Origin of the sequence: uncultured Nostoc sp. (assembly GCF_964245445.1) — a bacterium.
Lineage (GTDB): Bacteria > Cyanobacteriota > Cyanobacteriia > Cyanobacteriales > Nostocaceae > Nostoc.
In genome coordinates this window covers 46,070-56,631 of the sequence record NZ_CAXTNE010000013.1, presented here as the reverse complement: position 1 = coordinate 56,631, position 10,562 = coordinate 46,070, and the positions used below count along the sequence as shown (strand labels likewise).

Here is a 10,562-nt window from a genome sequence, read left to right as displayed (position 1 = left end):
GGACTGGGGACTGGGGACTGAGGACTGGGGATTAGAAAAGAATTTTCCCAATACCCAGTCCCCGACCCCCAGTACTCAATCTCTATTTATGCTATTTTTTCTTCATTTTTCAATGCTAAACGAGCAAGTCCATAACAGATTAGGGCATTGACGATGAGGAAGAAGCGTGCTAAGTGACCACTTCCCAAACCCATAACTGCTGGATCGAAAAACGCACTTACTGTCAAGCACGCTGCTACACCTAAGGTTGAACCAATGGCAAACCATCTCCAACTAGGATGTCCCAGCAGCAATGCCATTAACACAATGGGAATCAGTACGCTGGCAAATAGGGGATTTAATGCATCGGTTCCCTGGAGAGTATTTCCTAGTTCGGGAATTGAACTGCCCAAAACCCGGAAAGGCCATTGGGGAAGATCAAAAATATAGATTCCTTTGAGGAAGAATAACCCGGAACTGCCAGCGATTAGTCCACTAAATAAAGACCAACTCCAAGTGAAGGGGAAGTAAACCCGTAAAAACCAAGCCAGTAGATAGGAACCAACTACCATTAAAACCTTGGGTAACAGTGCTACTGCACCACCATCAATCCAAAAGCCGGGGTTAAGATAACCGTTATCTCGTAACCATCGAAAGAAATCTGGAAAACTGATTTGTCCACTAAAGGCTAGTTTTACTGCTGCTTCGGCATTGAGTTGTCCAGCGCCATAATAGTTCAAACCATCATCCTGGATAACTCGCGCCGACTGCTTGAGGACTTTTAAGACTTCATCTGGTTCTTTGATCCCAGCAGCTTTGATTAATGCCGCAACACCAGCAACGTGGGGAGAAGCCATGCTTGTACCCTGGAAGCCCAGAAATACCCCTTCGCCCTTTTCGTCGATAGTTTCTTGGAGAATCTTACCAGCTTCACTACCACCAGGAGCAGAGATATCTACCCCAGCGCCAAAGTTAGAATAGGGCGCTCTTTCACCATCTGGGCCAATTGCGGAAACGCCAATGACGTAAGGATAGCGGGCTGGATAGCTTGCCCCATTGGTGTTTTCATTTCCGGCTGCGGCAATGATAACTACGCCTTTTCTATGGGCATACTCGATCGCTTCTTTCATCAACTTGCTTTCACCGCCACCCCCTAAGCTCATATTAATCACATCTGCGCCTTTATCAGCAGCAAATTTAATCGCTTCGGCAATATCGGCTACAGTACCGCCACCATAAGAACTAAGTACCTTTAGCGGCATCAGACTGGCTTCGTAAGCAATTCCAGCTACGCCATATTTGTTATTTGTGGCTTGGGCTATAGTTCCGGCAACATGGGTACCGTGACCATTATCGTCTGTGGCTTCTTCTCGGTCGTTAACGAAATCATAGCCTTTAACGAATTTTGTCTCATACAAGTCACGCACTTTGGTAATACCAGTGTCAATTACTGCAACTGTGATACCACTGCCTTTAGTTTGACTCCATGCGCCTTCTATGCCGATTTTGTGTAAGTTCCACTGCTTGCTGTAATATTGGTCATTGGGGCCAATTAATGAAGGGGTTGTCTCATCATCACCTTCTTGAGGTCTCAAAAATTCTCCCAGCCAAGCGGCTTTACCTGGTTGAGGAATCTTATTGTAGATATAGTTTGGTTCAATGAATTCTGTCGCTTGGGCAAACTGAGATTTTTTCAGTTCTTTGAGCCGTTGGCGATCGCCCTTGATAATATAGACATTATCTTTTTTGGAAAACTTGTTGTCTAATTGGGGTGTAACGTTATATTGTTTGGCGATCGCTTGCAGATCCTGTTCCACAACCAGTGATGGAATATCTTCCCGAAAATCAAGCACAATCGTCTCAAACTCTCCTTTAGCTGCCAATCCCTGGAAATTCAGGAAACCAAATATGGCAGATCCTAGCCCAATGACAAACAAGCACAATAATATAAGCTTTCTCATATTAACTCATCACCGCTTTTTGCCAGTTTGCTCACTACCATAACTTATCTCTATCCTTTAGTGGTGGATTTTGCACTTTTAGTTACAAGTTGCACTCAGGAATTTTTTAAACAATGGAACGTGGTCTTTTGTGGTTGCCGTTATTAGTAATGTTTTTCTGGTTGGCTTGGCAAGGCTCGAAGGAATATCAAAAAGTTGAAGCCTATCGCGCTTGGGCAGAGCAATTTGAACGGGCTAAGTATGATATCTACGCTGTATTAGGTCAAAGAGGCAACAACCTAACTTGGGGAAAACCCACGCCTAAAGGGCCTGTTAAACTAGAAACATTCTCTTTGCTTGATGTTAAAGAAATATATCTTTTAGTAGATGACAAAAAAGTAGATTTAGAGAGTATACCAGAAAAAGGTCGTTCTATAGAGTTAGAATTTCTATTTTCCGAATCTACTGATTCAGTGCGGGTTCCGTTTACAGAAATCCCTTTGGCAGCAGAATGGGGTAAGTTTTTGCAGGGGGCGTTAGAAAGTTTGCGATCGCAAGCGAATCAGTAGTACCGCCAGGCGGAAGTCAAAAGTCAAAGAATTGTATTCCAAGCTTTTGCATCATTTGAAATTGTATGTTTATTTACGCTGTGCTGTAATAGTTAGATTAAGTCTCTACATGCCGGAAAATCAGCGTTATTCAAAGATTATGGTGTGAGCTTTCTACTGCTTAAGGTAAAAATACCGTATTTAGGACTGAATAACAACGCCAAAATAAAGAATCCCGATACTACTAAAACGATCGCAGGCCCAGAGGGCAAGTTATAAAAGTAGCTGAGGTACATACCGCTAATACTAGAAATTACGCCAATTACCGCACCCAAAATCATTACATAGTTGAGGCGTTTAACTAATAAATAGGCGGTAGCTCCTGGTGTAATTAAAAGTGATAATACTAAAATGACACCAACAGCTTTCATACTGGCGACTATTGTTAAAGCTATTAGTACCATCAGTCCAAAGTTCAGCCGATTGACGGGTAAACCTGCGGCTTGAGCGCCTAAAGGATCAAATGTGTAAAATAAAAGCTCTTTATATAGTAAAAGAACAACTATTAAAACAATAGTGGCAATAATAGCAGTATCCCGTACTTCATCAATAGTAACACCAAGAATGTTACCGAAAAGGAAGTGGTTAAGGTCGATTTTATTATCTTTTTGAATAACAGTAATTAAGGTGATACCAAGGGCAAAGAATGCTGAAAAAACTATGCCCATTGCCGCATCTTCTTTAATTGGCGATCGCACTCTAATCCAAGTGATCGCCATTGTACTCAAAACTCCGGCTATAAATGCCCCAATATATATATTTGCTCCCACCATAAAAGCGATCGCTAGTCCTGGCAAAACTGAGTGACTGATGGCATCACCCAGCAAGGCTAATCGTTGTACGATCAAGTAGCTGCCTACGACTGCACACAACATCCCAACTAAAATAGCAATCACCAGCGATCGCTGCATAAAGCCGTATTGCAACGGCTCAATTAATGCTTGTAACATATTTTGTCATTTATCATTTATCATTCATTAATGCCTCATACCCAATGACATTTTATGCAGCGTCTGAAAAGTACATTACTTTACCACCATAAGCACGATGTAGATTCTCTTGTGTAAGTACTTGTTGCCGTGAACCTGTGGCGATTAATTCACGATTTAGTAATATTAAATCATCAAAATGGGTGATTGATTCCCCTAATTCGTGGTTGACTACTAGCACGATTTTGTTATCGGCGGCCAGTTCATGGAAGACTTCAAAAATCACTGCCTGGGTTTTTTGATCAATGCCTACTAGAGGTTCATCAAAGCAGAAGATTTCTGCTTGCTGTGTTAAAGCACGGGCTAAAAATACGCGTTGTTGTTGTCCTCCTGATAATTGTCCAATGGGGCGATCGCAATATTGGCTCATCCCAACTCTTTCTATGGCATTTTTCGCTACTTGGCGGCTAATTGTCGAGAAGCTACGCAACCAGCCTGTTTTCTTTACCCGTCCCATCATTACTACATCCCACACTGTGGCAGGGTAAGTCCAGTCAATTTGGCTACGTTGTGGTACATAAGCAACTTTATCTAGTTGTTGCATCAAGGGTTTGCCTTGGCATAGCACCGTACCACTACTAACAGGAACCAAGCCTAACATTGCTTTCATCAGCGTACTTTTGCCAGCACCGTTGGGGCCAAAAATACCCGTCAGTTTTCCCGCTTTGACGATGCAGTTGACGTCCCTTAAGGCTTCTTGTGTCCGGTAGTATACCCCTAAATGGGCAATGCTAATTGCTGCTTTGGAACTCGTGTCAAAAGCTTTGATAGTTTTTGCAGGCATTTCCTCTATTTTTGTCTGGAATAGGCTTAATTTGGCAGGAAAAGAGACGTTTTTCATAATCAGATTTAAATATTTATTTTTTGAGCTTACTATAAAAATGAGAGAAATATGAAAAAATCTATAATTAGATGTAATATGCAAGATAAATGAAACTAATACTAGAGATAGACAGCAGTAATCCTTACGGCAAGGAAATAATCAGCAGGATCAAGGGAAAAATTATTTTCCGGCTTTGTTTGGGAATGCTTGTGCCTTTGGCTTTATTCAGTTGTACCCAGAAAGACTCAAACTCCAACACTGCCAAGGAAGATAAGCCGCGAGTGGTTGCAACAAGTACCATCATTGCTGATTTGGCACAAGAGGTTGCAGGAGACGAGATTCAACTAAGTGGAATCCTAAAACCGGGTACTGATCCCCATGTTTACGAACCAGTACCAGCAGACAGCAGGGTTTTGGAAGAAGCTGACTTGATTTTGTATAACGGCTATAACCTGGAACCGGGGCTAATTAAATTGATGAATGCTTCTGGTGGTAAGGCGCAAAAGTTAGCTGTAGGGGAAGCTGTCAAATCTTTGCAGCTTGATAAAGGCAAAGGAGAAGTTGTCCCAGATCCGCACGTTTGGGGTAGTGCAGAAAATGCGATCGCAATGACGAATGTAATACGGGATGCTTTGATTAAAGAATCACCTGAAGATAGAGAAAAATTTACTCAAAAGGCATCGCAAGTTACTAATGAATTAAAACAGTTGCATAGTTGGATTAATCAACAGATTCAAACTATCCCCACAGAGAAGCGCAAACTGGTAACAACCCATGATGCATTCCAATATTATGGACATGCCTATGGGATTGCGATCGCAGGTACTTTAATTGGCATTAGTACCGAAGAACAACCAAGCGCTCAAACAGTCCAGCGATTGGTAGAGTCAATTAAAAAAATAGGCGTTTCTGCAATTTTTGCTGAGACTACAATTAACCCGGCTTTAATTAAAACTGTTGCCCAAGAAGCAGGGGTAAAATTAGCACCAAATCAACTCTATTCTGATTCAATTGGCGCTAATGGAAGTCCAGGAGATTCTTATATCAAAATGATGGAGGTGAATACCCGTACAGTTGTAGAAGCATTGGGGGGGAAATATACCCCATTTAAACTAAAGAAGTAAATTCATCATAGTAAATATCTAACCTAAGACGTGTTCTTCTCAAAGTCTCTCCAGAGAAAGAACTCTTTGTCCCCTCGATTTTCTAAAATTTTAGTAAAGCTAGATTTTTCCCTACCTGAAAAAGCCATGAGTGATAAAAATCAAGAAAATCAAATTAATCAACCAGTAAGTGAAGATACACATTTACGCCAAGAACCGAACGTCAATGAAAGAAACTTAACAGCGAATCCAGGAGATAGAATCGCTGATGAGTCTCAATCTGTTGAAGAAAAAGCTAAACAAGTAGCTGTGGATGATGTACCAGATATTACAGGCGACAAGATCACAGTCCCGACTTATTTCGTTGTAGATGAACCCGATGGCACAAAAAAAGCACTGCACCACGTAAAAGATGCTGAAGAGATTTCTGACGTAATTCGGGCAGCACGACTTGACGAAAATGGAAATCGGATTTGGTAGTAGCCCTTCACTAAAAAGACACGGGGACACAGGGATAGGGAGAGTTATTTCTTTGCGTCCCCGTATATGTCTTCTTTGAGCAAGTTAGTCTATTAATGACGCAATCAAAAGCTGGAAATTTTCCCAGGATAAACGGTAATGGCAAATGTCACAACTACCAAAGAGTTGGTATATTGGAGTACGCCAGAAATTAAAAATAAAATTTTAGAACTTGTCAAGGACCGCGATCTAGAGCCGTTAAAAGCCAAAGTAGAATTTTATAAAAATGAATTAGCACCATATTTTGCAGAGTTAAGCCGACGTAACCCTTTTGGCAAAATTGCAGACCAAGTGGCGATTGTCACGGGAGTATGGATGCCAATATGGTCTACTATACCTTTTCAAGATATTTTACTTGGTAGGATACACGAGCAGTCTTACCAAATTTTTCATAATAATGGTTTCTATGCAAATATAGCCCGTTATGCACCAGGACATCAGTCTGGTTTTTGGCAAAGATTAACATCAAAGCTACCAGCTTACGACTTAATGGTGTTGCAAAAGTATTCCATTCGAGATGAGCAATGGGATATTAAAAATATTGGAATATTCCAAGCGTTGAAGAATAGAGAAATTCCATTGACAATTGACGATGCAGACGAGTGGTTTACAACAACAGTCGAATCTAAATTTAAGGAAGCAGCGCCAACCATAGATTTACGAGAAGAACTCAAATTAAAAGATATGGACAGAAATACTGTCAAGAAATTTGAAAAAGCTTACCTAGCTACTTCTTTTTTAGAACATCTATATATAGATAATGATTTTCGGTTAGTTAAAACTCAACGGGAATCAACACAGCGACCAAGCTATACAATAGCTGTTCGTAAAAATTGAACTAACAAAATTTTTAATGCTATGCCGCCACTACAATGACAAGTCAGTTCTAGCGACAGCTACAATTACCTGCTATTCTTACCCGATGGAATACATCCAGACGGATACTGTTGGCGAAAGTAGTTACAAACGCATAAACAAAAGTGTTACAACTAAAAGCCGCAACGACAGATTGAAGGTTTGAGCTTAAATAATACTTGAAAACACAACTATGTATTATATTCGCCAACAGTATCCCAGACGGAGGCGATCGCAACGAAATACAACAGCTACTTTTGCCAACAATCCTGTTTTTACATGGTGCGGGTTAGAGAGGTTCTAACTTAGATGATGTGAACAAGTACGGCGTTGCCAAGATTGTAGAACAACACCTGGATTTTCCTTTATTGTCATTTCACCCCAATGTCCGCACGGTGAATATTGGAATGTAGAGCGATTAAGCACCCTTCTGGATGAGGTTATTGCATCCCATCCTGTTGATCTAGATCGAGTTTACCTGACCGGCTTAAGCATGGGTGGTTACGGAACATGGCATTTAGCAGTAGCACAGCCAGAACGATTTGCTGCGATCACCCCTATCTGTGGCAGTGGTAATTCACAAGCAGCACGTAATTTGAAAAATCTTCCTGTGTGGGCATTTCACGGAGCCAAAGATAATGTTGTTCCCTTAAGCGAGTACTGAAATCATGGTTTCTGCACTCAAAGCCCGCGACGGGAATGTGAAATTTACAGTTTACCCAGAAGTCAAGCACGACTCTTGGACGCAGACATATAATAATCCAGAATTGTATGAGTGGTTTTTACAGCATCGACGGCAGCCTGCTGTAGGTTAAAGATATTTTTTTCTCCATTGGAATACACTCTAAATTAAATCAGAATCTATACTTGTATTAGCATTTATTTTGCTCCGAATTTTTGCAACTTCGTTTCCTATTTTTTCTGGTGAAAACTCGGTTTTTTTTGTCCGTAGCCTAAGAGGATTGAAAAGTATTTTTGGTAACATTTAAGCGTAAATAATTAAAGGTTTGTAGTGAGCGGCTCCAGCCCTATCTTGTTCGCGTATAGGACGTACCAGAGGGCTGAAACGCTGACTAAGAGCAAATTTTAATATTTTTACATTACAAAACACATAATTTAATTTATCCTCGCCGATTTTCTTACCTCTCTCTATACTGTCAGCATGACGCAAAATTTTGCTAACCAAATTAGGTATACACTCAGCAGCGAATCCGAAATCATGCTTTTGGGGCCCAAAGGCTGCGACGGTAAGTAAAATTTCGTATTTACCCAAAAGGCGATCGCAATACAACAATCCAGCATCGGCGGTGGAAGGCTATGAGTTAAATTCGCCGGGATTCAGGCAAGGGCGATTGCTAAAACTTCAACATATTTTCATTAAAAATACTTTTTAGTGCCCATAAATTAAAACTTGTAAAAAGTCGTCAATTGCACCTTTGACATTAAAGTATATAGCTTCAATAATATTCTTACGTAAAAATTCGTACTCAGATAGGATTCCTATTTGATTTTTGCTAAATATACTGATAGCTAAAACCTAATTCGGCTAGCTCTCAGTCAGCTTTGCTGTGAAAAATCAAATGGAATTGCTATATAACCTGATATTAATAGGGCTGCATTATGCTTTTCTCGGATTCAAAAACCAGTTTAAAAAATAGCAAAAGAAATAATAAAATATGCAGAAATTTTTTGACACCTACTAACATTGTACTGCTCAGTGGATATTTAATAGTTCTACCGAATTGTACATTGATAATTTTTTCCTTATTATTACCTTTATTCACTGCTAGCTTATCCGCTTCCATTGGAACCTCGCATTACTCTACATCGATTCCTTGGATAGATAATGCATCTGAATGTGAACATACTGGGAGAAACTGGCGCGATCGCAAGTGTTGGGATAATGAACACGATCCTATGTTCTGAATGGACATTGCATTAAAAGGTATGTAAATCATCAAAATAATTACCTAAGAAAGACAAAACAGGCTAACAGCCTTGGAATTAGATCAAAATGGATATGTAGCCTGTTGTTTGTCCAATCTTGAATCAACCTAACTCCGTGCGAAATCTGCAAGAAACTCACTTAAATCGTGCCCGTGCCAGTCTCAGACAAGCGCTGTCTTGGTATGCATATCTTCGTAAGTCAGGACAGCTTTCATCCAACCCGGAATTGGCAGGTTTGTTAAAACCAGAATTGGAAGCTTTGAACTTCACACTCAATAAGCTGGATTCTAACGTCATTAGAATTGCTGCCTTTGGTTTGGTGAGTCGTGGGAAATCGGCAGTTTTGAATGCCTTACTTGGAGAGAAGATTCTGCAAACTGGGCCCCTGAACGGTGTCACTCAATGGCCCCGTTCCGTCCGTTGGCAGCCAGGGGGTAAGGTACTAGTAGAGTTAATTGATACTCCCGGATTAGATGAAATTGAGGGTGAGTCACGGGCAGACATGGCGCGAGAAGTCGTGCATCAGGCTGATTTGATTTTGTTTGTCGTGTCTGGTGATATAACACGCACTGAGTATCAAGCACTGCTGGAATTGCGGCGATCGCAAAAACCCCTGATTTTAGTATTTAACAAAATAGACCTTTACCCAGATACAGACCAGGGAGTGATTTACCAAAATTTACAACAACTAGGTGCAGGACATCCTCAAGCGAAACCTCTACTACCTGATGAAATTGTCATGGTGGCGGCGGAACCAGCAGCAATGGAAGTGCGGGTAGAGTGGCCTGATGGGCGTGTCAGCTATGAATGGGAGATACCACCACCGCAAGTAGACGAACTCAAAGAAACAATTCTGAATATTCTCAATCGAGAAGGGCGATCGCTTCTGGCTTTAAATGCACTCATCCAAGCACGGGATGCAGAAGCCGCGATCGCTCAAAAAACCATCGACTTACGCGAACAAGAAGCTGAAGATATCATTTGGCAATTTACCAAATACAAAGCTTTGGCAGTAATGCTCAATCCCATCGCCTTTTTAGATATCCTTGGCGGAACTGTTGCCGATTTGGCTTTAATTCGCGCCCTAGCTAGATTGTATGGTTTGCCAATGACTAGCTACGAAGCCGGGAAAATTTTAAAAACGATTTTATTTAGTTCTGGTGGCTTGCTACTGGGAGAATTAGGTAGTAGTTTGCTTTTGGGTTTGGGTAAAAGTACTGCTGCAATAACCAGTGGTGACAATCCTAGCAATATTACTGCCTTTGCTGGCAGTGCGATCGCTCAAGCTGGTATCGCCGGTTATGGTGCATACTCCGTTGGCAAAGCCGCTCAGGTGTATCTCGAAAAAGGTTGCACTTGGGGACAGTTGGGCGCTAGCAGTGTAATTCAAGAAATTCTCTCTCAAGTTGACAAAAATACAATTCTGTATCGCTTGCGACAAGAGTTAGGCATAAAGTATTGAGAATAAATAAAAATTGTTTCCCTTTTGTTGCCTTTTATAAGTGATTATCAACTTCTATCAAACTCTTCTGACAATTGACTGACATTCCGAATTTGGGATGCAAGACTGAGAACATGACCATCACTAGCAGTAACTTCCGCCTAGTGAAATTCCCTTAGCTTTTTGAATCAAAGATGATAAGAGGGGAATTCCCACTCAAATTTGCTAAAAAGATGGCGGTGTTTACCACCACCTATTGTGGGAAGCCTATCTAAACTGGAAATGTGAGCAAGGCCTGTCTTGTTGCTCCAACAAAGAGGGACTGACGTTAACGCAGCGTTAGCGACGCAGGAGCGTC

General features: G+C 41.1%; 11 protein-coding genes. 7 read left to right on the top strand and 4 right to left on the bottom strand.

Going from position 1 to position 10,562, the window contains the following annotated elements; genetic code table 11:
• Window positions 1–86: 86 nt before the first annotated feature.
• Window positions 87–1,940 carry a S8 family peptidase gene (locus ACFE90_RS04095; RefSeq protein WP_375497966.1) on the bottom strand — a complete coding sequence of 618 codons (1,854 nt, stop codon included), beginning with the start codon at window positions 1,938–1,940 and terminating at the stop codon, window positions 87–89.
• Between the two features lie 113 nt (window positions 1,941–2,053).
• Between ACFE90_RS04095 and ACFE90_RS04090 the strand changes: the two genes are divergently transcribed.
• Window positions 2,054–2,488 carry a hypothetical protein gene (locus tag ACFE90_RS04090; RefSeq protein ID WP_375497964.1) on the top strand — a complete coding sequence of 145 codons (435 nt, stop codon included), beginning with the start codon at window positions 2,054–2,056 and terminating at the stop codon, window positions 2,486–2,488.
• A 137-nt stretch (window positions 2,489–2,625) separates the two neighbouring features.
• Here the strand turns inward: ACFE90_RS04090 and ACFE90_RS04085 are convergent, their stop codons facing one another.
• Window positions 2,626–3,477: a metal ABC transporter permease gene (locus tag ACFE90_RS04085; RefSeq protein WP_375497962.1), complete on the bottom strand. Its 852-nt coding sequence runs from the start codon at window positions 3,475–3,477 to the stop codon at window positions 2,626–2,628.
• Between the two features lie 52 nt (window positions 3,478–3,529).
• Window positions 3,530–4,300 carry a metal ABC transporter ATP-binding protein gene (locus ACFE90_RS04080; protein WP_375497960.1) on the bottom strand — a complete coding sequence of 257 codons (771 nt, stop codon included), beginning with the start codon at window positions 4,298–4,300 and terminating at the stop codon, window positions 3,530–3,532.
• Window positions 4,301–4,446: 146 nt separating this feature from the next.
• Between ACFE90_RS04080 and ACFE90_RS04075 the strand changes: the two genes are divergently transcribed.
• The 5 genes from ACFE90_RS04075 (at window position 4,447) to ACFE90_RS04055 (ending at window position 7,631) form a co-directional block, all read left to right on the top strand.
• Window positions 4,447–5,463 (top strand): metal ABC transporter substrate-binding protein, encoded by a 1,017-nt coding sequence (locus ACFE90_RS04075; protein ID WP_375497958.1) that lies wholly within the window; start codon window positions 4,447–4,449, stop codon window positions 5,461–5,463.
• A gap of 126 nt (window positions 5,464–5,589) precedes the next feature.
• Window positions 5,590–5,922 carry a hypothetical protein gene (locus tag ACFE90_RS04070; RefSeq protein ID WP_375497978.1) on the top strand — a complete coding sequence of 111 codons (333 nt, stop codon included), beginning with the start codon at window positions 5,590–5,592 and terminating at the stop codon, window positions 5,920–5,922.
• A gap of 138 nt (window positions 5,923–6,060) precedes the next feature.
• Window positions 6,061–6,798 (top strand): hypothetical protein, encoded by a 738-nt coding sequence (locus ACFE90_RS04065; protein ID WP_375497956.1) that lies wholly within the window; start codon window positions 6,061–6,063, stop codon window positions 6,796–6,798.
• 511 nt (window positions 6,799–7,309) lie between these two features.
• A complete protein-coding gene (locus tag ACFE90_RS04060; RefSeq protein ID WP_375497954.1) occupies window positions 7,310–7,480 on the top strand; it encodes a hypothetical protein in 171 nt (56 codons plus the stop codon).
• 4 nt (window positions 7,481–7,484) lie between these two features.
• A complete protein-coding gene (locus tag ACFE90_RS04055) occupies window positions 7,485–7,631 on the top strand; it encodes a hypothetical protein (RefSeq protein WP_375497952.1) in 147 nt (48 codons plus the stop codon).
• 170 nt (window positions 7,632–7,801) lie between these two features.
• Here the strand turns inward: ACFE90_RS04055 and ACFE90_RS04050 are convergent, their stop codons facing one another.
• Window positions 7,802–8,089: a hypothetical protein gene (locus ACFE90_RS04050; protein ID WP_375497950.1), complete on the bottom strand. Its 288-nt coding sequence runs from the start codon at window positions 8,087–8,089 to the stop codon at window positions 7,802–7,804.
• A gap of 789 nt (window positions 8,090–8,878) precedes the next feature.
• Between ACFE90_RS04050 and ACFE90_RS04045 the strand changes: the two genes are divergently transcribed.
• Window positions 8,879–10,225, top strand: coding sequence for a GTP-binding protein (locus tag ACFE90_RS04045; RefSeq protein WP_375497976.1), 1,347 nt, complete (start codon window positions 8,879–8,881; stop codon window positions 10,223–10,225).
• Window positions 10,226–10,562: the final 337 nt, after the last annotated feature.

Excerpts from the sequence above, each read along its gene's own strand:
- ACFE90_RS04095 (WP_375497966.1), bottom strand. The coding sequence starts at position 1,940 with ATGAGAAAGCTTATATTATTGTGCTTGTTTGTCATTGGGCTAGGATCT.
- ACFE90_RS04090 (WP_375497964.1), top strand. The coding sequence starts at position 2,054 with ATGGAACGTGGTCTTTTGTGGTTGCCGTTATTAGTAATGTTTTTCTGG.
- ACFE90_RS04085 (WP_375497962.1), bottom strand. The coding sequence starts at position 3,477 with ATGTTACAAGCATTAATTGAGCCGTTGCAATACGGCTTTATGCAGCGA.
- ACFE90_RS04080 (WP_375497960.1), bottom strand. The coding sequence starts at position 4,300 with ATGCCTGCAAAAACTATCAAAGCTTTTGACACGAGTTCCAAAGCAGCA.
- ACFE90_RS04075 (WP_375497958.1), top strand. The coding sequence starts at position 4,447 with ATGAAACTAATACTAGAGATAGACAGCAGTAATCCTTACGGCAAGGAA.
- ACFE90_RS04070 (WP_375497978.1), top strand. The coding sequence starts at position 5,590 with ATGAGTGATAAAAATCAAGAAAATCAAATTAATCAACCAGTAAGTGAA.
- ACFE90_RS04065 (WP_375497956.1), top strand. The coding sequence starts at position 6,061 with ATGGCAAATGTCACAACTACCAAAGAGTTGGTATATTGGAGTACGCCA.
- ACFE90_RS04060 (WP_375497954.1), top strand. The coding sequence starts at position 7,310 with ATGGGTGGTTACGGAACATGGCATTTAGCAGTAGCACAGCCAGAACGA.
- ACFE90_RS04055 (WP_375497952.1), top strand. The coding sequence starts at position 7,485 with ATGGTTTCTGCACTCAAAGCCCGCGACGGGAATGTGAAATTTACAGTT.